Origin of the sequence: uncultured Ferrovibrio sp. (assembly GCF_937960835.1) — a bacterium.
GTDB lineage: Bacteria > Pseudomonadota > Alphaproteobacteria > Ferrovibrionales > Ferrovibrionaceae > Ferrovibrio.
On the sequence record NZ_CALGPC010000013.1, the window covers coordinates 14,870 to 39,265 of the forward strand.

Annotated in this window: 24 protein-coding genes; 18 read left to right on the plus strand and 6 right to left on the minus strand. The window is 65.8% G+C overall.

The window, feature by feature from the left end:
- The first annotated feature begins 272 nt into the window (after nucleotides 1-272).
- From Q0603_RS12770 to Q0603_RS12780, 3 genes are read left to right on the plus strand one after another with little or no spacing between them, the layout of a single operon-like run.
- On the plus strand, nucleotides 273-1,022 hold the full coding sequence (locus Q0603_RS12770; protein WP_298726227.1) for an electron transfer flavoprotein subunit beta/FixA family protein: 750 nt from the start codon (nucleotides 273-275) through the stop codon (nucleotides 1,020-1,022).
- 1 nt (nucleotide 1,023) lies between these two features.
- A complete protein-coding gene (locus Q0603_RS12775; RefSeq protein ID WP_298726229.1) occupies nucleotides 1,024-1,959 on the plus strand; it encodes an FAD-binding protein in 936 nt (311 codons plus the stop codon).
- Between the two features lie 29 nt (nucleotides 1,960-1,988).
- A complete protein-coding gene (locus Q0603_RS12780; RefSeq protein ID WP_298726231.1) occupies nucleotides 1,989-2,861 on the plus strand; it encodes a 3-hydroxybutyryl-CoA dehydrogenase in 873 nt (290 codons plus the stop codon).
- Between the two features lie 89 nt (nucleotides 2,862-2,950).
- Here Q0603_RS12780 and Q0603_RS12785 read toward each other — a convergent pair whose 3' ends face one another.
- On the minus strand, nucleotides 2,951-3,502 hold the full coding sequence (locus tag Q0603_RS12785) for a TlpA disulfide reductase family protein (RefSeq protein ID WP_298726234.1): 552 nt from the start codon (nucleotides 3,500-3,502) through the stop codon (nucleotides 2,951-2,953).
- 13 nt (nucleotides 3,503-3,515) lie between these two features.
- Between Q0603_RS12785 and argH the strand changes: the two genes are divergently transcribed.
- Genes argH through Q0603_RS12810 form a run of 5 tightly spaced genes read left to right on the plus strand, consistent with a single transcriptional unit; the run spans nucleotide 3,516 to nucleotide 9,323 of the window.
- Nucleotides 3,516-4,961 carry an argininosuccinate lyase gene (gene argH, locus Q0603_RS12790; protein ID WP_298726236.1) on the plus strand — a complete coding sequence of 482 codons (1,446 nt, stop codon included), beginning with the start codon at nucleotides 3,516-3,518 and terminating at the stop codon, nucleotides 4,959-4,961.
- Nucleotides 4,951-5,097 carry a hypothetical protein gene (locus tag Q0603_RS12795; protein WP_298726238.1) on the plus strand — a complete coding sequence of 49 codons (147 nt, stop codon included), beginning with the start codon at nucleotides 4,951-4,953 and terminating at the stop codon, nucleotides 5,095-5,097. The genes argH and Q0603_RS12795 overlap by 11 nt, the downstream gene beginning before the upstream one ends.
- Before the next feature lie 19 nt (nucleotides 5,098-5,116).
- Nucleotides 5,117-6,409, plus strand: coding sequence for a diaminopimelate decarboxylase (gene lysA / locus Q0603_RS12800; RefSeq protein ID WP_366132673.1), 1,293 nt, complete (start codon nucleotides 5,117-5,119; stop codon nucleotides 6,407-6,409).
- On the plus strand, nucleotides 6,385-8,877 hold the full coding sequence (locus Q0603_RS12805; RefSeq protein ID WP_298726240.1) for a TIGR02302 family protein: 2,493 nt from the start codon (nucleotides 6,385-6,387) through the stop codon (nucleotides 8,875-8,877). Before lysA ends, Q0603_RS12805 begins: the two co-directional genes overlap by 25 nt.
- A gap of 44 nt (nucleotides 8,878-8,921) precedes the next feature.
- The gene (locus Q0603_RS12810; protein ID WP_298726242.1) at nucleotides 8,922-9,323 is read left to right on the plus strand and encodes a VOC family protein; all 402 of its coding nucleotides are present in this window, start codon (nucleotides 8,922-8,924) and stop codon (nucleotides 9,321-9,323) included.
- Between the two features lie 21 nt (nucleotides 9,324-9,344).
- Here Q0603_RS12810 and Q0603_RS12815 read toward each other — a convergent pair whose 3' ends face one another.
- On the minus strand, nucleotides 9,345-9,704 hold the full coding sequence (locus Q0603_RS12815; RefSeq protein ID WP_298726244.1) for a response regulator: 360 nt from the start codon (nucleotides 9,702-9,704) through the stop codon (nucleotides 9,345-9,347).
- Nucleotides 9,705-9,937: 233 nt separating this feature from the next.
- Nucleotides 9,938-10,963 carry an MJ0042-type zinc finger domain-containing protein gene (locus Q0603_RS12820; RefSeq protein ID WP_298726246.1) on the minus strand — a complete coding sequence of 342 codons (1,026 nt, stop codon included), beginning with the start codon at nucleotides 10,961-10,963 and terminating at the stop codon, nucleotides 9,938-9,940.
- A gap of 64 nt (nucleotides 10,964-11,027) precedes the next feature.
- Here Q0603_RS12820 and ftsE point away from each other — a divergent pair, with 64 nt between their 5' ends.
- The 6 genes from ftsE to Q0603_RS12850 are packed head-to-tail and all read left to right on the plus strand — an operon-like array spanning nucleotide 11,028 to nucleotide 15,509.
- Entirely contained in the window at nucleotides 11,028-11,696 is a 669-nt protein-coding gene (ftsE, locus tag Q0603_RS12825; RefSeq protein ID WP_298726248.1) for a cell division ATP-binding protein FtsE, read from the plus strand.
- Nucleotides 11,693-12,589, plus strand: coding sequence for an FtsX-like permease family protein (locus Q0603_RS12830; protein WP_298726250.1), 897 nt, complete (start codon nucleotides 11,693-11,695; stop codon nucleotides 12,587-12,589). Before ftsE ends, Q0603_RS12830 begins: the two co-directional genes overlap by 4 nt.
- Before the next feature lie 10 nt (nucleotides 12,590-12,599).
- Nucleotides 12,600-13,169: an HAD-IIIA family hydrolase gene (locus tag Q0603_RS12835; RefSeq protein ID WP_298726252.1), complete on the plus strand. Its 570-nt coding sequence runs from the start codon at nucleotides 12,600-12,602 to the stop codon at nucleotides 13,167-13,169.
- Complete coding sequence (locus tag Q0603_RS12840) at nucleotides 13,169-13,888, plus strand: YdcF family protein (RefSeq protein ID WP_298726254.1); 720 nt, start codon at nucleotides 13,169-13,171, stop codon at nucleotides 13,886-13,888. The genes Q0603_RS12835 and Q0603_RS12840 overlap by 1 nt, the downstream gene beginning before the upstream one ends.
- Nucleotides 13,885-14,616: a lysophospholipid acyltransferase family protein gene (locus tag Q0603_RS12845; RefSeq protein ID WP_298726255.1), complete on the plus strand. Its 732-nt coding sequence runs from the start codon at nucleotides 13,885-13,887 to the stop codon at nucleotides 14,614-14,616. Before Q0603_RS12840 ends, Q0603_RS12845 begins: the two co-directional genes overlap by 4 nt.
- Entirely contained in the window at nucleotides 14,613-15,509 is an 897-nt protein-coding gene (locus Q0603_RS12850; RefSeq protein WP_298726257.1) for a GNAT family N-acetyltransferase, read from the plus strand. The genes Q0603_RS12845 and Q0603_RS12850 overlap by 4 nt, the downstream gene beginning before the upstream one ends.
- An 18-nt stretch (nucleotides 15,510-15,527) precedes the next feature.
- Here the strand turns inward: Q0603_RS12850 and Q0603_RS12855 are convergent, their stop codons facing one another.
- Nucleotides 15,528-16,640 (minus strand): NADH:flavin oxidoreductase/NADH oxidase, encoded by a 1,113-nt coding sequence (locus Q0603_RS12855; RefSeq protein ID WP_298726259.1) that lies wholly within the window; start codon nucleotides 16,638-16,640, stop codon nucleotides 15,528-15,530.
- A 348-nt stretch (nucleotides 16,641-16,988) separates the two neighbouring features.
- On the opposite strand from Q0603_RS12855, the gene Q0603_RS12860 reads away from it, so the two are divergent.
- The 3 genes from Q0603_RS12860 (at nucleotide 16,989) to Q0603_RS12870 (ending at nucleotide 21,684) form a co-directional block, all read left to right on the plus strand.
- On the plus strand, nucleotides 16,989-19,331 hold the full coding sequence (locus tag Q0603_RS12860) for an adenosylcobalamin-dependent ribonucleoside-diphosphate reductase (protein ID WP_298726261.1): 2,343 nt from the start codon (nucleotides 16,989-16,991) through the stop codon (nucleotides 19,329-19,331).
- A gap of 113 nt (nucleotides 19,332-19,444) precedes the next feature.
- The gene (locus Q0603_RS12865) at nucleotides 19,445-20,119 is read left to right on the plus strand and encodes an HAD-IA family hydrolase (RefSeq protein ID WP_298726262.1); all 675 of its coding nucleotides are present in this window, start codon (nucleotides 19,445-19,447) and stop codon (nucleotides 20,117-20,119) included.
- The gene (locus Q0603_RS12870) at nucleotides 20,116-21,684 is read left to right on the plus strand and encodes a class I adenylate-forming enzyme family protein (RefSeq protein ID WP_298726264.1); all 1,569 of its coding nucleotides are present in this window, start codon (nucleotides 20,116-20,118) and stop codon (nucleotides 21,682-21,684) included. Before Q0603_RS12865 ends, Q0603_RS12870 begins: the two co-directional genes overlap by 4 nt.
- A 56-nt stretch (nucleotides 21,685-21,740) precedes the next feature.
- Here Q0603_RS12870 and Q0603_RS12875 read toward each other — a convergent pair whose 3' ends face one another.
- Both Q0603_RS12875 and Q0603_RS12880 read right to left on the minus strand, forming a co-directional pair.
- Nucleotides 21,741-22,355 (minus strand): gamma-glutamylcyclotransferase, encoded by a 615-nt coding sequence (locus Q0603_RS12875; protein WP_298726266.1) that lies wholly within the window; start codon nucleotides 22,353-22,355, stop codon nucleotides 21,741-21,743.
- Between the two features lies 1 nt (nucleotide 22,356).
- Nucleotides 22,357-23,256, minus strand: coding sequence for a DMT family transporter (locus tag Q0603_RS12880; RefSeq protein WP_298726268.1), 900 nt, complete (start codon nucleotides 23,254-23,256; stop codon nucleotides 22,357-22,359).
- Nucleotides 23,257-23,354: 98 nt separating this feature from the next.
- Here Q0603_RS12880 and Q0603_RS12885 point away from each other — a divergent pair, with 98 nt between their 5' ends.
- Entirely contained in the window at nucleotides 23,355-24,386 is a 1,032-nt protein-coding gene (locus Q0603_RS12885) for a DUF2125 domain-containing protein (protein WP_298726270.1), read from the plus strand.
- The last annotated feature ends 10 nt before the right edge of the window (nucleotides 24,387-24,396 follow it).

Sequence of the window (24,396 nt, forward strand, 5' to 3'; positions counted from 1 at the left end):
CAGCAGACTGGACGCAGCAGGCTGGACGCAGCAGACTGAACGCAAGGGGTTGCCGCAGCGTTTTCCGCGACGCGTAAAAGGCGAATTCTCTTCAGCATTGCAGCACGTTACGGGGTGCTGACGAAGCGGAAACATCCGGTTGCGGTTCGTTGACAGCCTTACCTGCGGGTTATAGTGTGCAGCGCGAAAAAACGCAGGCGCCCGCCCGATCCGGGCCGCGGCCCGTTCGTTTGGCTAGCCGTTTCGCGAAGCAATCATAAGGTTGAAGGTCCATGAAGGTTCTGGTCGCGGTCAAGCGCGTGGTGGATTTCAACGTCAAGATCCGGGTCAAGCCGGATAAGACGGGTGTCGACCTCGCCAACGTGAAGATGTCGATGAATCCATTCGACGAAATCGCCGTCGAAGAGGCCGTGCGGCTGAAGGAAGCCGGCACCGCGAGCGAAGTCGTCGTCGTCTCGATCGGCCCGACGCAGGCGCAGGAGACGATCCGCACCGCGCTGGCGATGGGCGCCGACCGCGGCATCCTGGTGAAGACCGACGCCGAAGTGCAGCCGCTGGCCGTGGCCAAGATCCTGGCCAAGATCGCCGAGGCTGAGCAGCCGCAGCTTGTCATCGTCGGCAAGCAGGCGATCGACGACGACAGCAATCAGACCGGCCAGATGCTGGCCGCGCTGATGAACTGGCCGCAGGGCACCTTCGCCAACAAGGTGACGCTGGCCGACGGCAAGGCGACCGTGGTGCGCGAAGTCGACGGCGGCCTTGAGACCGTGGAACTGAAGCTGCCGGCGGTGGTGACCACCGACCTGCGCCTGAACGAGCCGCGCTATGCCAGCCTGCCGAACATCATGAAGGCGAAGAAGAAGCCGATTGACGAAAAGACCCCGGAGGATCTGGGCGTCGATATCGCGCCGCGCCTGAAGACTCTGTCCGTCGACGAGCCGCCGAAGCGCTCCGCCGGCATCAAGGTGCCCGATGTGGCGACCCTGGTGCAGAAGCTGAAGACCGAAGCGGGAGTGATCTGATATGAGCTGCCTCGTCATTGCCGAACACGACAACGCCTCGCTGAAGGCTCCGACGCTGAACACCGTCACCGCCGCCACCAAGATCGGCGGCGAGGTGCATGTGCTGGTTGCCGGCGAGAACTGCGGCCCCGCCGCCGAAGCCGCCGCCAAGATCGCTGGCGTGGCCAAGGTCATCCAGGTGGAAGCGCCGCATTATGCCCATGGCCTGGCCGAGGCGCTGGCGCCGCTGGTGGCCGGTCTGGCCAAGAACTACAAGGCCGTGCTGGCGCCTGAGACGACCTCGGGCAAGAACGTGATGCCGCGCGTCGCCGCCCTGCTCGACGTCATGCAGATCTCGGGCATCATCGAAGTGAAATCGGAAGATACCTTCGTGCGTCCGATCTATGCCGGCAACGCCATGGCGACCGTGCAGTCGACCGACCCGATCAAGGTGATCACCGTGCGCGCCACCGGCTTCCAGGCCGCCGCCGCGGAAGGCGGCTCTGCCGCCATCGAGAAGGGTGAAGCCGCTGCCGATCCGGGCCTGTCGAAGTTCATCGGCCAGGAACTGCAGAAGTCCGACCGTCCGGAACTGACCTCGGCCAAGATCGTCATCTCCGGCGGCCGCGGCATGGGCTCGGGCGAGAATTTCAAGCTGATCGAAGCCGTCGCCGACAAGCTCGGTGCCGCCGTCGGCGCCAGCCGCGCTGCGGTCGATGCCGGCTTCGTCCCGAATGACTATCAGGTCGGCCAGACCGGCAAGATCGTCGCACCGCAGCTTTACATCGCCGTCGGCATCTCCGGCGCGATCCAGCATCTGGCTGGCATGAAGGACAGCAAGGTGATCGTCGCCATCAACAAGGACGAAGAGGCGCCGATCTTCCAGGTCGCCGATTACGGCCTGGTCGGCGATCTGTTCAAGATCCTGCCGGAACTCGAAGCCGAGCTGTCGAAGTAAGCGTGTAGGCCATAGAGGACCCGTACCGCATGATCAAGACCATTGGGGTGATCGGCGCCGGCCAGATGGGCAATGGCATTGCCCATGTCTGCGCGCTGGCCGGCTATGATGTCCTGCTGCAGGATATCAACCCGGAGCAGCTCAAGAAGGCCATCGAGACGATCACCACCAACCTGCATCGCCAGGTGGCACGCGGCAAGATCACCGAAGCCGACAGCGCGAAGGCGCTGTCGCTGATTCGGACGACGACCGACATCAAGGATTTCGCCCAGACCGATTTCGTGGTCGAGGCGGCGACCGAGAATGAAGGCGTCAAGAAGAAGATCTTCGCCGATCTCTGCCCGGTGCTGAAGCCCGAGGCGCTGCTGGCCACCAACACCTCGTCGATCTCGGTGACCCGGCTGGCCTCGGCCACCGACCGGCCCGAAAAGTTCATGGGCATGCACTTCATGAACCCGGTGCCGGTGATGCAGCTGGTGGAGCTGATCCGCGGCATCGCCACCGATGAGGAAACCTTCCGCCAGGTGCGCGAACTGACCCTGAAGCTGGGCAAGACTCCGGCCAATTCGGAAGACTTCCCGGCCTTCATCGTCAACCGCATCCTGCTGCCGATGATCAACGAGGCGATCTACACCCTCTATGAGGGCGTCGGCTCGGTGGAAGCGATCGACACGGCCATGAAGCTGGGCGCCAACCACCCGATGGGCCCGCTGCAGCTGGCCGACTTCATCGGTCTGGACACCTGCCTGTCGATCATGCAGGTGCTGTATGAGGGCCTGGCCGACAGCAAGTACCGCCCCTGCCCGCTGCTGGTGAAGTATGTCGAGGCCGGCTGGCTTGGCCGCAAGACCAATCGCGGCTTCTACGATTACCGCGGCGAGCATCCAACACCGACGCGCTGAGCGGGACGGCGATCCGAATGCAAAGGGGCCACACGGCCCCTTTTCTTTTGCCTCTACTTCTTCTTTTGCCTCTATTGCCCTGCTGGCCGTTATTTTTCAGCGATCAGGGCGTCGATCAGCTTCAGCGCATCCGCCTGGTCCCATTCCGCCGCGCCATAAAGGCGCGCCACCTCCCGGCCCTGGCGGTCGATCAGGATGGTGGCGGGCAGCCCCGCGGCGCCCCAGGTCCGGCCGGATTTCATGGTGGGATCGAGATAGGGCGTGAGCGTGGTGGCGCCGATCTCGGTGAGGAATTTCTCGACCTTGGCGCGGCCACCGCGATCCTGCGCCACGGCAACGACCTGGAAATCCGCGCCGCCGCGCTGCGCCTGCAGGCGATCCAGCGCCGGCATCTCCTCCCGGCAGGGCACGCACCAGGTGGCCCACAGATTGAGCAGCACGATCTTGCCACGGAAGGCCTCCAGCGTGACCGGCGCGTCCTTTTCATCGCGGAATTCGGCAGCGGCGACTGGCTTCCGCTCGGCCGAGACGCTAAGTTTGCGCATCTCGCCTTCGAGCGGCAGCCCGGCTGCACCGGCATCCCATGCGGCCGCAGCCAGGCTCAAGCAGATCAGCGCGACACCCTTCAGAAACCGCATCATTCCTCTATCGTCCATGTCCGCACGCAAATCATCAAATAAGCCGGCGACCAAGGCCAAGCAAGCCAACAGCATGTGGGGCGGGCGTTTCGCCGCAGGCCCGGCGGCGATCATGACCGAGATCAATGCCTCGATCCGCTTCGATAAGCGGCTGTACCGGCAGGATATCGCCGGCTCGATCGCGCATTGCCGCATGCTGGTGAAACAGGGCCTGATTTCCGCCGCCGATGGCAAGAAGATCATTGCCGGCCTGGAGACAATTCTGCGTGAGATCGAGGCCGGCAAGCTGAAGATCGATCTGGCGCTGGAAGACATCCACATGCATGTCGAGGCGCGGCTGAAGGAGCTGATCGGCGAACCGGCCGGACGGCTGCACACCGCGCGCTCGCGCAATGATCAGGTGGCGACCGATTTCCGCCTCTGGGTGCGCGATGCCATCGACCGCATCGATGCCGGCCTGCGCGATCTGCAGGAAAAGCTGCTGGCCCGCGCCGAGGAATATGCCGCGACCGTCATGCCGGGCTTTACCCATCTGCAGGCCGCCCAGCCGGTCACTTTCGGCCACCACCTTCTGGCTTATGTCGAGATGGTGGGGCGCGACCGCGGCCGCCTGAAGGATGCGCGCGAGCGGCTGAACGAAAGCCCGCTGGGCGCGGCGGCGCTGGCCGGCACGTCGCTGCCCATCGATCGCGAGAGCACGGCCAGGGCGCTGGGCTTCCGCGCCCCGATGGCGAATTCGCTGGATGCGGTCTCGGATCGCGACTATGCGCTGGAATTCCTCTCCGCGGCGGCGATCTGCGCCGTGCATCTGTCGCGCCTGGCGGAGGAGATCGTCATCTGGACCTCGGCGCAGTTCCGCTTCATCACGCTGTCGGATGCCTTCACCACCGGCTCGTCGATCATGCCGCAGAAGCGCAATCCCGATGCGGCTGAGCTGGTGCGCGGCAAGGTCGGGCGCATCATCGGCGACCTCAATGCCCTGCTGATCACCATGAAGGGCCTGCCGATGACCTATGGCAAGGACATGCAGGAGGACAAGGAGCCGACCTTCGACGCGGTCGACAACCTGGAACTCTGCATCGCCGCCACGGCGGGCATGATCGCTGACCTCAAGGCCAATGCCGACCGCATGCATGCGGCAGCCGGCGAAGGCTACACCACCGCCACCGATCTGGCCGACTGGTGCGTGCGCAAGCTCAATATGCCCTTCCGCAACGCCCATCATGTCGCCGGCCGCATCGTCCGCCTGGCCGAACAGCAGGACAAGCCGCTGGAAGCTTTGAGCCTCAAGGAGATGCAAAGCGTCGAGCCGCGCATCACCAAGGAGATCTTCGCCGTTCTTGGCGTCGACAACTCGGTGAAGAGCCGCGTCTCCTACGGCGGCACCGCGCCGGCCAATGTGAAGAAGCAGATCGCGCGCTGGCGCAAGCTGCTGGCGAAGGACGGCAAACATGCGCGCTAAGGCCTTTGTCATGCTGCTGCTGCTCGGCGTTGCCGGTCTTGCCGGCTGCGGCCGCAAGGACGTGCCGGATTATCCGCCCGATGTGATCGAGCGCCCCGGCACCGTGCGCGGCCAGCGCGAACCCGTCCGCTACTGACTGACCTGAAGAGTTTCCGATGACTGGATTGCCCTGGTTCGCCTATCGCGACGGACAGCTTTGCGCCGAAGGCGTGCCGCTGACGAAGATCGCCGCGGAAGTCGGCACCCCGGCCTATGTCTACAGCCGGGCAGCGCTGGACGACCGCTACAAGACGCTCGCCGAAGCCTTTGCCGGCCTGCCGGTGCTGATCGCCTATGCGGTGAAGGCCAATGCGAGCCTCGCCGTGCTGCGCCGCTTTGGCGAGCTGGGCGCAGGCGCGGACGTGGTGTCGGGCGGAGAATTGCAGCTCGCCGTCAAGGCGGGCATCGCGCCGGGCAGGATCATCTTCGCCGGCGTCGGCAAGACGCGCGAGGAAATGGCGCTGGCGATCAAGGCGGGCAATACCGGCATCGCGCAGTTCAACGTGGAATCCGAGCCGGAACTGCAGGCGCTGTCGGATGTCGCACAGAGCCTGGGGGTGCAGGTACCGGTGGCGATCCGCATCAATCCCGATGTGGATGCCAAGACGCACAAGAAGATCACGACCGGCAAGGCCGAGAACAAGTTCGGCATCCCGCATAGCCGCGCGCTGGACGTCTATGCTGAAGGCGCCAGGCTGCCCGGCCTGAAGATGACCGGCGTGCATGTGCATATCGGCAGCCAGCTGACCGATCTGACGCCCTTCGCCGAAACCTTCGAACGTGTCGCGGATCTGGTGAAGAGCCTGCGCGCGGCTGGCCATGACATCCGCCGCGTGGATCTCGGCGGCGGCCTCGGCATCCAGTACAACGACGAAACGCCGCCAGATGTGCGCGCCTATGCCGATCTGGTGCGCAAGCATATCGCGCCGCTGGGCTGCGAGATCGCGCTGGAGCCCGGCCGCTTCCTGGTTGGCAATGCCGGCCTGCTGCTGACCCGCGTCACATTCGTAAAGCGCGCAGAAGAGAAAACATTCCTGATCCTCGATGCCGGCATGAACGATCTCGTCCGCCCGGCCATGTACGAGGCCTATCACCGCATCGTGCCCGTAAAAGCGCCAAATCCCGATGCGCCGCTGATGCCGGTGGATATCGTCGGCCCGGTTTGCGAAACCGGCGACACCTTTGCGCAGGCGCGGCCGATGCCGCCGGTGGAACAGGGGGATTTCCTCGCCATTCTTTCCGCGGGCGCTTATAGTTCCTCCATGGCCTCGATGTACAACGCGCGGCCGCTGGCTCCGGAGGTGATGGTCCATGGCGACCGGTTTGCCATCACACGCCGACGCCCTAGCATTGAAGACATGACGGCCCTGGAGATTGCGCCGGCATGGTCAAGCGAGGCGAAAGCGTAACGTCCCCCAACGAGTCCATCCCGGCCTTGCCGCCGGCGCTGGAGCGCCGGCTGATGCTTGCCCGCACGGCCGCCTTCTGGGAGCGTTTCTGGCCCGGGCTGATGCCCGCCGCCGCCGTGGTGGCGGTGTTTTTCATCCTGGCGGGCTTTGATGTCTGGCGCTTCCTGCCGGTCTGGCTGCATTGGCTGATCCTGGCCGGCTTCGCCGCCGCCCTTCCCGCTGCTTTGTGGTATGGCCTGCGCGGCCTGCGCTGGCCCAGCCATGCGGATGCCATGCGGCGCCTGGAGCGGGTCAATCTGCTGCAGCACCGTCCTCTGGAAGCGGCGGCCGATACTCTGGCCGCCGAGCAGCAGGATCCGATCGCGCAATCGCTGTGGGAACTGCATCGCCGCCGCGCGCTTGAGCGCCTGGCCATAGTGCGCGTCGGCACGCCCGAGGCCGGCTGGTGGCGCCGTGACGTCTGGGGCCTGCGCGCTGCGCTGGGCCTGCTGCTGGTGGTGGCCTGGGCCAGCCCCGGCGAGGATCGCGCGCTGCGGCTGCTGGATACGCTCAGTCCCGGCACCGCCCTGCCGCCCGGCACGAGCCTGGCCCTGGATGCCTGGATCACGCCGCCGGCCTATACCGGCAGGCCGCCGATCTTTCTCAGCCGGGACGGCAAGCCGGTGGCGAGCATCGATCCGGTCAATGTGCCAACCGGCAGCCAGCTCAAGCTGCGCGTCGGTGCAGCGGCTGGCAATTTCGAATTGCGCCTTGGCCAGTCCAGCCACGATTTCCGCCGCATCGACGAGCGCAATGCCGAGCTCGACATCACGCTCGATCTGGCGCATGGCGAGACGCCGCGTCTGGCGCTGCTGCGCCGGGACAAGACCTTCGCCGAATGGCCGCTGCATATCCTGCCCGACAATCCGCCGCAGATCTCATTCGCCGCGCCGCCGAAGGTGGCCAGGCGCAGCGAACTGGAAATCGCGTTCAACGGCCATGATGATTATGGCATCCAGCAGCTGCGCATCGAACTGCGTCATGCCGATGCGCAGCAGGTCGCAACCATCGACTGGCCGGTGCCGCCATCGGGTGCGGGTGCGGTCAGCGACAAGCGGAATTTCGATTTTACCGCGCATCCCTGGGCCGGACTGGATGTCGAGATGACCCTGGTCGCCAGCGATGCCATCGGCCAGACGGGACGCAGCGAGCCGGTGATGGTGACCCTGCCCAGCCGCCGATTCAATCATCCGGTGGCAAAAGCCGTGATCGAGCAGCGCCGCGCGCTGGCGCTCAAGCCCGATCAGTGGCAGCGGGTGACGACCGCCTTGCGCGCGCTGGCGCTGGCGCCGGAAACCTATCGCGACGACGTCACCGCGCATCTGGGTCTGCGCATGTCGGCCGCCCGTCTGACGCTGAACCGCAAGCCGGATTCGCTCGCCGCCGTGCAGGACCTGATGTGGGAAACGGCGTTGCGCATCGAAGACGGCCGCCGCAGCCAGGCAGATCTCGATCTGCAGGCGCTGATGGACCGCCTGCAGGATGCCATCGACCGCAATGCCGATGACGAAGAAATCCAGCGCCTGATGGACGAAGTCCGCGAGGCGATGAACCGCATGCTGGAAGAGATGATGCGCGATGCGTTGGAGCGGCTGGCGCGCGGCGAGGAACTGGAAGAACTGGGCGAGGATGAGGAGGCCCTGTCCGGCGAGGATCTGCAGGACATGATGGACCGCGCGCAGGAGATGGCCCGCCAGGGCGACCGGGAATCGGCCCGCGACATGCTGCAGCAGCTGCAGCGCATGATGGAGGCGATGAAGAACGGCCGCATCGCGCGCCTGCCGGAGGGACGCCAGCGCGGCCAGATGGGCCAGCGGGGCCAGATGCCGGGCGGGCAGATGATGCAGGAGCTGAACGAGATGATGCGCCAGCAGCAGCAGTTGCTGGACCGCAGCTTCCGGCGCAGCCAGCAATATGGCCGCGGCAATAACGGCCAGCAGCGCGCCGAGAACGAAGCCGATGCCCGCGCGCAGGAAGAACTGCGCCGCCGTCTGGGCGAGATGATGAACCGCCTGGGTGAACGCGGCATGCAGAACCTGCCCGAGCAGCTCGGCCGCGCCGACCGCTCGATGCGCGATGCGCGCGAGGCGCTGCGCCGCGGCGAGCCGGGCGAAGCGATGCAGGGCCAGAACGACGCGCTGGAGCAGCTGCGCCAGGGCCTGGACCAGATGCGCCAGGCGCAGCGCGGCAATCCCGATGGCCAGGCGCCGTCTGCCGATGCGCGGCAGAACCAGCGCAACCCGGACCGCGATCCCTTCGGCCGCAATCTGGGCGGCTATGACGACAATGCGCGCGGCGACGCCGTGCCCGACCTGATCCCGCAGGAACGCGCCCGCCGCATCCTGGAGGAACTGCAGCGGCGCTCGGGCAACCGCGAGCGCAGCCCGCTGGAACTCGAATATCTGGAACGGCTGCTGCGGCGGTTCTGAAGGACGGGTTCGCCCCCTTCCGCCGGCAGTGCTATTCTCTTTGCATGCTCGATTCGCTCGACCACCTCGTCCTCACCGTGCAGGATATCGGCGCGACCGTCGCCTTCTATGAACGCGTGCTCGGCATGAAGGAGACGCGCTTCACCACCGCCGACGGCACGACGCGGGTCGCGCTGGCTTTCGGGCGGCAGAAGATCAACCTGCATCAGGCCGGCAAGGAATTCGAGCCGAAGGCGCTGCGGCCAGCGCCGGGCAGCGCCGATCTGTGTTTTTTGACCCGCCAGCCGCTGGAAGCGGTCATAGCACGCATCAAGGCCAGCGAAGTCGAGATCATCGAAGGCCCGGTGCGGCGTACCGGCGCAACAGGGCCGATCCTGTCGGTCTATATCCGCGATCCGGACGGCAATCTTCTGGAAATCGCCAATCAATTGGCGGCGAACGACTAGGCCGTTGCCAGGGCCGCGCGCTTATCGCGCCGGCGGCCTGGCCAGCGCGGCTTCGACGGCCTGGTTGAGATCCACCATGCTGAACGGCTTGGCCAGCATGCCAGTGGCAAGCTGGCTTAAGCCTGAAGCGCGTTCGCGCTCGGCAGTGAAGCCAGACATCAGGAGAATGCGCAGATCGGGCCAGTCGCGGGCGACCTTGAGCGCCAGTTCCACGCCATCCATGTTCGGCATGACGATGTCGGTCAGCAGCAGATCGAAGGAGCCGCGGCCCAGCCGCAGCACCGCCTGGGCACCATCGGCCACCGCCACCACTTCGTGACCGCGCTGCTCGAGGACCCGCCGGATGAATTCGCGGACCGGGGCCTCGTCTTCAACAACCATTATCCGCGCCATGCCGCTCCGCCGATGGCTGCCCCTGGGCGGCATATTCTGGCCGCAGGCAGCCCGCATTCTGTAATCAGCTTTGGTGTAACCGCATCTTGCGATGCGTCAGCCCATGACGAACCCTAACACCGGAGCATCCGGCGACAAAGAGAATAAATTCAGGGCTCAAGCAACCAGCAAGTGCACAGCACTGAATGCGTGTTTGACCTCAGCCTGCGGGCCCTGGCGTTTTACTGCTGGCGCGGATCGGCGAAGGCCACTTCGAGGTCGGTGACCTCTTCATTCGGCGCCGGCAGCTTGATGTCGAAGGCCAGCTTGTCCTCGGCAGCGATGCGGGTCTGCTCCAAGGTGACGGTATAGGCCGCGAGCTCCTGGCCGTTGCCGCCGCGCATGCTGACGCGGATGGCAGGCACGCCGCGCTCATCGCCGCCGACATTCACCACCTCGCCGGTGACCGCGATCTTGGTCTGGCTGCCGTCGAGCACGGTCGCCGAACGCAGATTGTGCAATTCAAGGCCCAGCCATTCGGAGGCTTCCACCGGAATGCCGAGCTGCTCATAGAGCACGGCGAGCGGCGGATAGAAGGCGATCAGTTCGGCGCGCTTCTCATAGCCGCCGCCGATCAGCGCGCCCAAGACACCGAGCAGCAGCAGCCAGCCCATCCAGGCCAGCGAACGGCGCGGGCGCGGCGGCGGGGTCGGCGCGCGATGCACACCGGCCTGCGCCAGCCTCTCACGGCGGCGGCGCAGCACGGCATCGGGATCGTCGTCGGCATCCGAGGGCGGCTCGTCGAGCGGCGGATGCAGCGGCGGGCGATCCTCGGTCAGGATCAGATCGTCATCGTCGTCGTCGAAGCCGGTGATGCGCGGCGGCGCCGGAATGGGATCGTCGTCCCGTCCCGAAAGCGGCATCGAATCGGGCCGCAGCCCGCCTGCTTCCGGCGGCGGCGGGGGCGGCGGCGCAACCACCTCCGGACGCGGCGGCGGTGGCGGCGCGGGCGCTGGATCGGCCTCGGGCTTTGGCGCAGGCTGGGCGGAAGGCGGCGCCGGCGGCTCCCAATCCTCGGATAGAGGCTCCTGGAGCCAGACATGGCGGCAGCGCGAACAACGGACTTTGCGCTTCGCCGGGCCGAAAGCCTCGTTCTCGACAAAGAACCGGGTCGCGCATGCGGGGCAGGTGAGAATCATGCCAAAGAACTGGCCCTTTTGCGTTTCCGGATTCTTTCCCTTATAGGACGGACGGGGCGGGCGAAGCAAGGCTACACCTGTCAAAGCACTGATCCACAAGGGATTGGTGCCCTGGCATGCAGGAGATTGGGGCTTGGTGCGGTTTCAGAACGTCGGAATGCGATACGGCCCTGGGCCGGAAGTGCTGCGCGACGTCAATTTCGAACTGTCGGCCGGCTCGTTCCATTTCCTGGCGGGCCCCAGCGGCGCCGGCAAGACGTCGCTGCTGAAGCTGCTGTATCTCGCCCACCGGCCAAGCCGCGGCCTGATCACCATGTTCGGCCAGGATGTCTCCACCGCCAGCCGCGCCGCCCTGCCGATGCTGCGGCGGCGAATCGGTGTCGTGTTCCAGGATTTCCGCCTGCTGGATCACCTGACGGCGCTGGACAACGTCGCCCTGCCGCTGCGCATTGCCGGGGCGGACGAAAAACGCACCCGCGAGCATGTGGTCGAGCTGCTGACCTGGGTTGGCCTGGGCGACAAGCTGGATGCGCGGCCGGCGACGCTGTCGGGCGGCGAGAAGCAGCGCGTGGCGATCGCCCGCGCCGTGATCGCGCGGCCTTCTTTGCTGCTGGCCGACGAGCCGACCGGCAACGTCGACCCCGAAATGGCGCAGCGCCTGATGTATCTGTTCGTCGAGCTGAACAAGCTCGGCACCGCCATTGTCTTCGCCACCCACGATACCCATCTGCTGCAGCGCTTCCGCTTTCCCGTCATCCGCCTGCGCAACGGTCAGGTCAGCATCGACAGGAATGCCGCATGAGCGCGCGCACCGCCTCCCAGCGTCCTGCCTCCGATCTGCAGCTGGAAGCTGACGGCACCGGCCGCTTCCTGCCCTGGGCCCTGGCGGTGATGGTGTTTCTCGCCGCGCTCGCCTTGGCCGGCGCGCTCGCCCTCGATGGCAGCATCGAAGGCTGGCGGCGCGGCGTGTCGTCGAAACTGACCGTGCAGATCGCCGACCGTCCCGGCGAGCCGCTGGCGCCGCGCATCGAAAAAGCCCTCGACGTGCTGCGCGGCATTCCCGGCGTGGCGGCAGCCGAGCCGCTGGAGCGCCGCGCGGTGGAAGCCCTGCTGGAGCCCTGGCTGGGCAGCGATGCGCTGCAGGCCGACCTGCCGCTGCCAGGCCTGATCGATGTGACGCTGGCCGGCAACAACGCGCTGTCTGTCGATGCGCTGGCGGCGCGGCTGCAGGCCGCCGTTCCGGGCGCGCGCATCGACGATCCGAAACCCTGGCTGGATCGCCTGATCCAGCTTGGCCGCCTGCTGCAAACGCTGGGCGGCGGCATCGTGCTGCTGGTCGGGCTTGCCTCGGCCGCGATGGTCATCTTCGCCACCCGCGCCGGACTGGCGGCGCGGCGCGATACCATCGAGCTGCTGCATCTGATCGGCGCGGAAGACGGCTATATCGCCAAGCAGTTCCAGCGTCATGTGGCGCGTCAGGCCATTCGCGGCGGCATTGTCGGCGGCGTGATTGCCGTACTGGTGCTGCTTGCGATCCAGCTGCTCGCCAGCCGCGTCGGCGCCGGCCTTCTGCCGGGCCTGGCGCTGGCCTGGTGGCACTGGCTGGCCTTGATGATCCTGCCCATCGCAGCAGCCTTGCTGGCGATCTTCACGGCGCGGCTCACCGTTCTCGGTGAACTGCGCGCGATGCTGTAGAGGCGATCTGATGCTTGTCCTGCTCGACCGCGATGGCGTGCTGAACCAAGACCGCGCGGATTTCGTCAAGACGCCGGACGAACTGGTGATGATTCCGGGCGCCGCCGAAGCCGTGGCGCGCATCAATGCCATGGGCTGGCCGGTGGTGGTCTGCACCAACCAATCCTGCATCGGCCGCGGCATCATCAATGAAGAACGGCTGACGCTGATCCACACCCATCTGCGCGATCATCTGGCCCGGGCCGGCGCGCATCTCGACGACATTCTCTTCGCACCCGACCCGCCCTGGGCGGAGACCGAGCGCCGCAAACCCGGCGCCGGCATGCTGCGCGAGGCGATGGCAAAATACCGCGCCAGCCCTGAGGACACCGTTTTCATCGGCGACGACATTCGCGACCTGCAGGCGGCTGCCAAGGCGGGCTGCCGCCGCATTCTGGTACGCACCGGCAAGGGCGCTGCAGCCCAGGCCAAAGGCTTGCCTGCGGAAGTTCTGCCGGTCACCGTAGCGGAAACGCTGAACGACGCCGTCGACCGTCTGCTGGCTGCGTCGCAATCCCCGACCAGTTCCACGGAGGCCTGATGGCGCGTAGCAGTTACACCGCCACCCCGATCACGACCCGCGTGAAGCGCTGGCTCGGCCTGCTGCTGGCCGTGCTGCTGCTGTGGCTTGGCGGCGCGCTGACCTATTTCAACCGCGCCGAAACCACGCCGCCTGCCGGCGACGAGCGCACCGATGCGATCGTGGTGCTGACGGGCGGCGCTGCGCGTCTGGCCACCGCCTTGCGGCTTTTGAACGAGAACAAGGCCGACCGCCTGCTGGTTTCCGGCGTCGGTCCGACCGCGACCAAAGCCTCGCTGCTGCAGGCCGTGCTGCCGAGCATGCCGGATGCTGCGCAGGCTGCGAGCGACGGGGAAGGCATCGATCTGCAATCTTTGTTCGAATGCTGCGTCGATCTCGGCTTCGAAGCCACCGACACGGCCAGCAATGCCGTTGAAACCGCGGCCTGGGCGAATGCGCGCGGCTACCAGTCGATCCGGCTGGTCACCGCGAATTACCACATGCCGCGCAGCCTGGTGGAATTCCGCCGCCGCATGCCGGAGGCAACCATCCTGCCGCATCCGGTGCGCTCGGATGCGATGCGCGTGGAAGACTGGTGGCGGCGTTCGACCAATGCGGCCTTCCTGATGGGCGAATATACCAAATATGTCGCTGCCTTGCTGCGCGCGCGCCTCGGGCTTCTCATCGCCGAGGCCCTGCGCGGCAATGTCATCGCCGCCAAGCCGGAGCGCCTGCAATGATCTGGCTCCGCTCGCTGCTTTTCCAGATCGCCTTCCTGGGCTGGAGCACTCTGGTCGCGCTCTACAGCCTCGTTCCGCTGGCCCTCAACCGGCGGCAGCATATCGTCAGCATCGGCCGGATGTGGTCGGCCAGCATCAACTGGATGCTGCGCTGGATCACCGGCATCGAATGCGCAATCGAGGGCCGCGAGCATATCCCCGACGGCGCCGTGATGATCGCCGCCAAGCATCAATCGCTGTGGGATACGTCCATCGTGCTGGGGCTGTTCCACTGGCCCGCCGTGGTGATGAAGCAGGAATTGCTGCGCATCCCTATCTATGGCGCGCTGTGCCGGGCGCAGGAGATGATCGCTGTCGACCGCGAAGGCGGGGCGAAGGCACTGAAATCCATGCTGCGCGACGCCCGCAAGGCGGCGGAAGCGGGACGCAACCTGATCATTTTCCCGCAGGGCACGCGCACCCTGCCGGGCGAGCAGCAGCCCTACCAGCCCGGCGTTGCAGCGCTGTATCGCGAATTGAAGATCCCGGTGGTGCCGGCGGCGGTGAATTCCGGCTTCTTCTGGCCCAAGCATGGCATCCGGCGGCCGCCGGGCACCATCGTGCTGCGGTTTTTGCCGGCGATCCCGCCGGGCCTGAGCCGCGACGATTTCATGCGCGAGCTGGAAAGCCGCATCGAAACGGCGCAGGCGCAGCTTGAAGCGGAAACCCGCGCCAAGCTGCAGGGATGAGCGCGGATCTTATTTTCCGCAGCCATTATGCCGCCGATCCCGCCGGCCGCGCTGCGTTGGCCGATCTGCTGCGCGAGATCTTCGATCTCGATCTGACGCCATTGAGCCGGCTCGGTGACAAAGAGATGGGCGGCTGGGATCCAGGCTGCACGCCCTTCTCCTACTTCAGCGACGATGGCCGCTGCATTGCCAATGTGACGGCTTTCGCCATGCCGTTGATGCTCAACGGCCGTCGCATCAAGGCCTGCGGCGTGCAATCAGTGGCGGTGCGCAAAGCCTGGCGCGGCAAGGGCCTGTTCCGCGATCTGATGCTGAGGGCATTGGCCTGGTGCGATGCGCGCGGACCGCTGACGCTGCTGAGCAGCGCTGCACCGGAGCTTTACACGCCTTTCGGCTTTCGCTGCTACGCCCAGCACAGCGTCATCGGCCCGCCTCCGGCGGCATCGCGCCGGGCCGCAACGGCACGGCCATTATCGCTGCAGCGGGACGAAGACATTGCCCTGCTGCGCCGCCTGCTGAGAGGGCGCGCGCCGGTGTCGGAGACATTCGGCCTGCTGGATCAGGCGGCAATGGTGCTGCTGAATGCCGCTGCGATGCAGGATCGCGTGCAGCTCTTTCATCTGCCTGAGCAGGATGTGGCTGTCGCCATCGAGCAGCCGGCGGAAGGCGGCTTCCGCCTGCATGACGTCATCGGCGCGAACATTCCAGGCCTGGCCGAGATTCTGGCCGCGCTCGATCTACAGCCCAATGAAGTGCAGGTCTGCTTTCCGCCGGACCGGCTGGGCTGGACGGGCACGCCGCATCCGGTGCGCCAGCGCACCCTGCTGATGGCGCGGGGACCGTTTCTCGATCCCGCGACGCCCTTCATGCTGCCGCCGCTTGCCGCCTTCTAGGACTGCAAGCGGCTTAAATCAGCGCACCGCCTTGAGCTGCACCTCGCGCGGCGTATCGACGCCGCGCTGGCGGCCGCGCAGGTATTGCGGCGGGACATGGACATCGCCGCCCAGTTCGTCGGCTGCGCGCCAGGCCCAGAAGGGATCGTTCAGCAGCGCCCGTGCCATCGCCACCAGATCGGCGCGGCCCTCGCGGACGATTTCTTCGGCCTGTTTCGGCTCGGTGATCAGGCCGACCGCCATCGTCACCATGCCGGTGGCCTTCTTCACGGCTTCGGCGAAATGCACCTGATAGCCGGGGCCGGTGACGATCTTCTGCTGCAGCGAGATGCCGCCGGAGCTGACATCGACGAAATCGCAGCCGCGTTCCTTCAGCGCCGCGGCGAAGATCTTGGCATCCTCGACCTCCAGGCCTTCGCTGCCCATCCAGTCGCTGCCGGTAATCCGAATGCCAAGCGGCTTGTGCTGCGGCCATACCGCCCGCACCGCATCGAAGACCTCCAGCGGAAAGCGCATGCGGTTCTCCAGCGAGCCGCCATATGAATCGTTGCGGCGATTGGAGATCGGCGAGAGGAACTGGTGCATCAGATAGCCATGCGCACCATGCAGCTCGATCACATCGACGCCGGCACGGTCAGCGCGCTGCGCGGCTTCGGCGAATTCCCGGATGACGCGGGCGATGCCCTCCTCGTCCAGCGCCGCCGGCATATGCCAGCCGTCGCCATGCGGCAGCGCGCTCGGCGCCTCGGTCAGCCAGGCGGACGGTCCTTCCAGCGGCTTGCCGCCGCGCCAGGGGAAATCGGTGGAAGCCTTGCGGCCGGCATGGGCAAGCTGAATCGCAAAGGGCGTCTTGCCGAAAGCCTTCAGATCGGCCGCGATGGCGGCAAGGCCTGCTTCCTGCACGGCGTTGTAGAGCCCAAGACAGCCCGGCGTGATGCGGCCGCGCGCGCTCACATGGGTCGCCTCGGCGATGATCAGGCCAAGCCCGGCCGCGGCATAGCGGCCAAGATGGATGCGGTGCCAGTTGGTCGGCACGCCGTCGATGGCACTGTACTGGCACATCGGCGACAGCACGATGCGGTTGGGCAGGGTGACGGAGCGAAGCGTAAGCGGCTCGAACAAAGCTGACATGGTTTTCCGGGAAGCTTGTGATGAACGGTGTGGTGACGGATGCAGCGTCGATGACAAAGCCCAGCCAATGTCGGGCGCGGCACCGGCAGGGTCAAGATGCACGGCACCTGCCATCTGTGGATAAGCCTGGGGAGAACTGCCTCTGCCCTGCCTGCGGATAACGGGGATAAGCAGGATTTTCCATGCCTTACAAGATATTGATCCGCAGGGGATGGTTGATCAACCTGTAGAAACTTTTCAAGAACATTGCACTGGACTCGGGCCTTAAGGGCGATAGAGTCGATAGGCTGTCCGGAGCCCTCTCCGGGCAGAGTCCAATTGTCATTTCCCAGCGTTCAGGATTGTCCAATGTCGCCCATCGCGCCGATCTCGCAGCAAATCTGGGACATGAAATACCGGCTGAAGGGGCCTGACGGCACGCCGGTGGATCAGTCGATCCCAGATACCTGGCGGCGCATCGCCAAGGCCCTGGCGGCGCCGGAGCAGAACCCGGCCGAATGGGAAGGCCGCTTTTTGGAGGCGCTGGAGGATTTCCGCTTCCTGCCGGCCGGCCGCATCGTCGCCGGCGCGGGCACGGCACGCAAGGTCACGCTGTTCAACTGCTTCGTCATGGGCACCATCCCCGACGACATGAGCGGCATCTTCGAGCATCTGCGCGAAGCGGCGCTGACCATGCAGCAGGGCGGCGGCATCGGTTACGACTTCTCGACATTGCGCCCGCGCGGCGCGCCGGTGAAGGGCGTCGGCGCCGATGCCTCCGGGCCGCTGAGCTTCATGGATGTCTGGGATGCCATGTGCCGCACCATCATGTCAGCCGGCAGCCGGCGCGGCGCGATGATGGCGACCCTGCGCTGCGACCATCCCGATATCGAGGCCTTCATCGAGGCCAAGCGCGAGCCGGGGCGTTTGCGCATGTTCAATCTGTCGGTGCTGGTCACCGACGATTTCATGCAGGCGGTGAAGCAGAACCAGCCCTGGGAGCTGAAGTTCAACGGCACGACCTATCGCACGGTGCAGGCCCGCGAATTGTGGGACAAGATCATGCGGGCGACCTACGCCTATGCCGAGCCGGGCGTGATCTTCATCGACCGCATCAACAAGCGCAACAACCTGCATTACTGCGAGACGATCAGCGCCACCAATCCGTGCGGCGAGCAGCCGCTGCCGCCCTATGGCGCCTGCCTGCTGGGCTCGATCAATCTCGCCCGGCTGGTGAAGAATCCCTTCGAGGCGGATGCCGCGCTGGATCTGGACGCGCTGGAGGAGCTGACCCGCACTGCCGTGCGGATGATGGACAACACCATCGACGTGTCCAATTTTCCGCTGGAGGCGCAGGCGCAGGAAGCGCGCAGCAAGCGCCGCATCGGGCTTGGCGTCACCGGCCTTGGCGATGCGCTGATCATGGTGGGCGCGCGCTATGGCTCGGCCAGATCGGTGGAGCTGATCGAGCGCTGGATGAAGCGGCTGCAGCGTGCGGCCTATCTCGCCTCGGTCGATCTGGCCAAAGAGAAAGGCGCGTTTCCGCTGTTTGACCGCGACGCTTATCTGTCCGGCGAAAGCATCCGCGAACTCGATGACGACGTGCGCGCCGCCATCGCCCGGCACGGCATTCGCAACGCGCTGCTGACCTCGATCGCGCCGACCGGCACGATCTCGCTGTTCGCCGACAACGTTTCCTCCGGGCTGGAGCCGGTTTTCAGCTTCCACTACACCCGCAACGTGCTGATGCCCGATGGCAGCCGCCGCACCGAGGAGGTGAGCGACTATGCCTATCGCCTCTACCGGCAGATCAAGGGCGAGAACGCGCCGCTGACCGAGGCCTTCGTGGATGCGCAGACGCTGAGCCCGGCCGATCATGTGCGCGTGCAGGCCGCCGTGCAGAAATACGTCGACAGCTCGATCTCCAAGACCATCAACGTGCCCGAGGAGATCGACTTCGACGCCTTCAAGGACGTCTACCTGATGGCCTACGAACAGGGCTGCAAGGGCTGCACGACCTACCGGCCCAACGAGGTCACCGGCTCGGTGCTGCAGGTCAAGAAGGACGAGAAGAAGGCCGAAGCCGAGGCGCAGCCGGAATTGCCGCTGGTGCCGACCGCGCGGCCGGCCGAGACCGCCAAGTCGCGTGACCCCTACGCGGCCGGCGGCATCGTCTACATGACCAAGCCGCTCGACCGTCCCGAGGCGCTGCCCGGCCGCACCTACAAGATCGTATGGCCGGAATCCGAGCATGCGATGTACATCACCATCAACGACATCATCCAGGACGGCCGCATCCGTCCCTTCGAGGTCTTCATCAACTCGAAGAATACCGAGCATTACGCCTGGACGGTGGCGCTGACGCGCATGATCTCGGCCGTGTTCCGCCGCGGCGGCGACGTCTCCTTCGTGGTGGAGGAGCTGAAGGCGGTGTTTGATCCGCGCGGCGGCCACTGGATGGGCGGGCGTTACGTGCCGTCGCTGCTGGCCGCCATCGGCGAGGTGATCGAGCGGCATCTGATCGAGATCGGCTTCATGGCCGATCCGCATGGCCAGCGCGAGGAAAAGGCGATGATGGCCTTGGCCGCCAATGCCGAGACGCCGCGCCCGGCTTCCGGCCTGCGGCAATGCCCGAAATGCGGCCAGCCCTCGCTGATGAAGCTCGAAGGCTGCGATACCTGCTCGTCCTGCGGCTACAGCAAATGCGGCTAGGCCGCTAGCGGGAGCACTCACCCGGCGGCAGGCGCCGCCGGGCTTTCCTCCCCTCGCCTTCCCTCGGGGCAGGGCTTGCAGCGGCCACAGCATCTGCGGCTATACTGGCTGCAATGAACCGAGGAAACGCGACCCCAGATACGGGCATCAAGGCAGTTTTGTGGGATTTCGGCGGAGTGATCCTGTCCAGTCCCTTCGATGCCTTCCGCCAATATGAAGAACGCTGCGGCCTGCCGCGCGATTTCCTGCGCAAGGTCAACGCGACCAATCCGCATACCAATGCCTGGGCCTGTTTCGAGCGCGGCGAAATTGACGCCGAGCGTTTCGGCGAGATGTTCCTGGCCGAAAGCACGGCTTTGGGCTTTCCCGTGCATGGCCGCGACCTGCTGCCGCTGATCTCGGGCGAAATCCGCCCGCGCATGGTGCAGGCGCTGCGGCAGGTGAAGGCGCGCTACAAGATCGCCTGCCTGACCAACAACATGCCGCTGGGCCATGGACCGGCGATGGCGATTTCGCCCGAAAAGGCGAAAGCGGTGGCCGAGGTGATGGCCCTGTTCGACTGCGTGGTGGAATCGAGCAAGGTCGGCGTGCGCAAGCCGGAGCCGGCTTTTTATGAGCGGGCCTGCAGCCTGCTCGGCATCCAGCCATCCGAGGCCGTGTTCCTTGACGATCTTGGCATCAACCTCAAGCCCGCCGCCGCGATGGGGATGAAGACCATCAAGGTGGAGGATCCTGATACGGCGCTGCAGCAGCTTGGCGCCATCATCGGCATGGAGTTTGCGGCATGAGTAAAGCATCGGCCACAGCAGCGGAATTGCTGGCGCGCGAGGATTTCGGCACGCTTTCGGAAATGGTGGCAGCCCATGCGGCCGAGCGGCCCCAGCATGCCGCCGTGATCCAGGACGGCAACACGCTGACCTACGCGCAGCTTGATGCCCGCGCCGACCGCGTCGCCGCCGCCCTGCAGCGCGATGGCGCCAAACCCGGCGGCAGCATCGCCATCGTGAGCGCGACATTGCCCGATTACGTCGCGCTGTTCGTCGGCGCCCTGCGCGCCGGCGTGGCGGTGGCGCCGCTTCCGCCTTCGGCCACGCCCGAGCAGATCGTCGGCATGGCACAAGATTCGGATGCGCAGCATCTGTTCTGGGATGGCGCCAACGAAGCCGCCCTGGCGGCTCTGGCCGATCGGTTGCCGAAACGGCGCATCCGCATCGACACGGATGCGCTAAAGCAGTGGCTGGCGCCGGAATGCACCGAGCCCGAAGCGGTGGCTGTGACGCCGGACATGCCGTTCAACATCATCTATTCGTCCGGCACCACCGGCATCCCGAAAGGCATCGTGCAGCCGCACAGGATGCGCTGGCTGCACATGCAGCGCGCCAATGCGCATGGCTATGACAAGCATACGATCACGCTGATCTCCACGCCGCTTTATTCCAATACGACGCTGGTGAGCCTGTTTCCGACACTGGCGGCCGGCGGCACTGTGGTGCTGATGGCGAAATTCGATGTCGTCCGCTATCTGGAGTTGGCTGAGAAACACCGCATCACCCACACCATGCTGGTGCCGGTGCAATACCAGCGGATCATGGCGCATCCGGATTTCGACAAATACGACCTGTCGTCCTTCCGCGCGAAATTCTGCACCAGCGCGCCGTTCAGCGCCGCCCTGAAAGCCGACATCCTCAAACGCTGGCCCGGCCGGCTGGTGGAATATTACGGCATGACCGAAGGCGGCGGCACCTGCGTCCTTCTGGCGCATGAGCATCCCGACAAGCTGCATACCGTGGGCCAGCCCGCGCCGGGCCACGATATCCGCATCATCGACGAACAGGGCCGCGAATTGCCGCCGGGCGAGGTTGGCGAGGTCGTCGGCTCGTCCGGCGCCATCATGACGCATTACCACAAGCAGCCGGGCAAGACGGCGGAAGCCGAATGGTACGATTCGACCGGCAAGCGCTTCATCCGCACCGGCGATATGGGCCGCTTCGACAAGGACGGCTTCCTGCAGCTGATGGACCGCCGCAAGGACATGATCATTTCCGGCGGCTTCAACATCTACCCCAGCGATCTGGAAGCCGTGCTGCGCCAGCATGAGGCGGTGGCTGACGTCGCCGTGGTTGGCGTGCCCAGCGAGCAATGGGGCGAAACGCCGGTGGGCTTCGTGGTGAAGAAACCCGATGCTTTGATCAGCGAAGCCGAGTTGCTGGCCTGGGCCAATGGCAAGCTGGGCAAGACGCAGCGGCTATCCGCAATCGAGTTCCGCGATACCCTGCCGCGCAGCGCCATCGGCAAGGTGCTGAAGCGCGAATTGCGCGACGACTACGCCGCGCGGGCGAAGCAGACGGCCTGACCGGCCCATCGTCCTGCCACAGATCCGCGGGTCATGCCCGCGGATGACGACATGCCTTAAATTCCCGGGCAGCGTTCCCGCACCCGCGCCAGCAGATGGTGCAGCGGGCCGTCGACGATCCCGAGTTCGTCGAGATGCGCCACAGTATTGGCGAGATAGGCCGCGTTCAGGCCGCGCTGGCCGCAGCAGGTGGCGATCACCTCCACCACCTGATCTTCGGTCAGATGGCCGGCATATTGCGCATGATGCGGATCGGCGACGAAGGCCATGACCTTCACCGGCTTGCCGTCGATGCGCGCGATATGGAAGCCCGGCTTGTAGACGCCGGTGACCATCTCGCGGCGATAGAGATAGTCGATGACGGCTTCTTCATCGCGCTTGCGCACGCGAAAGGCCCGCCCCTTGCACGAGCCGCCGGGCATCAGGCCCAGCACCAGGCCCGGCTTTTCCGGCGTGCCGCGATAGCGATGCGACCAAACACAGAAGCCGCGATGATGGCCCCACAGCTTTGCCACCTTCACTTCCACGAAGGGAAAACCGGGATCCCACATCAGCGAGCCGTAGCCGAAAACCCAGAGCGGCTCGCCCTTCTCCGGCCGGATCTGCGGAAATGGCGGCGCGCTCTGCCCCGGCAGGGGTTCTTCATGATCGAAGGGAATCCGCGGCCCCATTTCACCGCCTCACCGGATTGAGATTGACCAACGCCACGCCCGCCATGGTGGCCGCCATACCGATCATGGCCAGCAGGCTGAGCTGCTCGCCGAACAGAAAATAAGCGACCAGCGCCGTGCAGGGCGGCACCAGGAAGAACAGGCTGGAGACCTTTGCCGCAGCGCCGCGCCGGATCAGGATGAACAGCAGCGAAATCGCGCCCAGCGACAGCACGATGCAAAGCCAGCCCAGCGCGAAGAGGAATTCGCCGCTCCAGGTGATCTGGCGGCTCTCGAACAGCAGCGCAAAGGGCGCCAGCACCACGGTGGCAGCGGCGAACTGGATCGCACTGCCGCTGCGCAGATCAAGGCGCGGACAGAATTTCTTCTGATACAGGGTGCCGATGGTGATGCCGAGCAAGGCGATCACGGACAGCATGTAGCCCCAGAGCGAACCGACACCGATGCCAAGCTTGGTCCAGACCACTAAAATGACACCGGCCAGCCCCAGCGCCAGGCCGAGCCACTGGCGCGGCGTGACCCTCTCGCCCAGGAAAGGCCCGGCCGCGGCCGCGACCAGCAGCGGCTGGATGCCGACAATCAGCGCAGAGACGCCAGCCGGCACGCCATGGAAGATGGAAGCGAAGACGCCGCCGAGATAGACCGCCTGCAGCAGCAGCCCGGCGACGGCGATATGGCCCGCTTCCCGCAAATCTGCCGGCCAGGGTGCGCGGGTCGCTGCCGCAAACAGGGCCAGCAGCACGGTGACCAGGGCAAAACGCAGCACCAGGAAGGTCTGCGGCTCGGCATAAGGCAGGCCGAGCTTGGCGCCAATGAAGCCCGTCGACCACAGCAGCACGAACAGCCCCGGCATGACAGCCAGGGTAAGCGACTGAAAGGGACTTGCGGAGGACGCGGTCATGGAGGCGAGAGGCTTTTGCCCACTATCGGACGATTGCCTGGTTCCTGCAAGTTATGTCGCAGCCAACTGAAGAGAGGCCACCAGTGGAGATGAGGGGCATGGCCTGCTATATCGGGTCCATGCGTTACCTTGTGCTTGCCGGTCTCATCCTGGGCGCCCTGCTCGGCTATTACGTCCTCTGGTCGCATCTGTCGGATCAGGTGGCGGCCGAGGCCAATGCCTGGATGGAAGCCCAGCGCCGTCTTGGCCGCACCGTCGCCCATGACGGCCTGCGGCAATGGGGCTTTCCCTATCGCCTGTCGCTGACCTACCAAAACCTGCGCTGGCACGATCCGCAGAGCATGGCGGGCTGGCGGCTCGAGGCCGATGAGGTCAATGCGCATCTGCAGCTTTGGAAGTTGGATCACGTCATCTTCGATCTGGTCGGCCCGCAGCGGATCGGCTGGAAGGAGGGCGACGTGGAACAGCAGGCGACGCTTTCCACCGAGCGTTTCCGCGCCAGCCTGGTCATCGACGGAGCCGGCAACTGGCTGCGTGTCGCGGCCGATCTGAATCAGCCGCGCCTGAGTGGCGCGCTGAATGACTGGTCCGCCGGCAAGCTGCTGCTGCATGCGCGCCGCGCCGGCAACGTGCCGCCCAGCGCCGATCTCGCGGTCCAGGCCGAGCACCTGACGCTGCCGCCAAACCTGAGCGCCGGTCCGCTTGGCCGCGAGATTGCATCGCTGAAGCTGGTCGGCACGCCGCGCGGCACGGCTTTTGGCAAGACGCCGGAAGAACTGCTGGCAAGCTGGCGCGATTCCGGCGGCGTGGTGGATTTCGAGACCATCGCGCTGCAATGGGGCGCCTTGCGGCTGAACGGCGACGGCACGCTGACCCTGGACAAGCAGTTCCGCCCGCTCGGCGCGCTATCCGGCCAGATGCGCGGCGCCGATGCCGGCATCGATGCTTTGGCTGCTGCCGGCAAGATGAAGCCAGAGGAAGCCGCGGCCGCGAAAGCCGCACTCAGCCTGATTGCGCAGCGCGACGACAAGGGCGAAAGCTATCTGCCGGTGCCGCTGACGGCGCAGGATGGCCGCCTGTTCCTTGGCCCGGTTTCGCTCTTCAGCCTGTCGCCGGTATTGCCGCGCTAGTCTGCCAGGC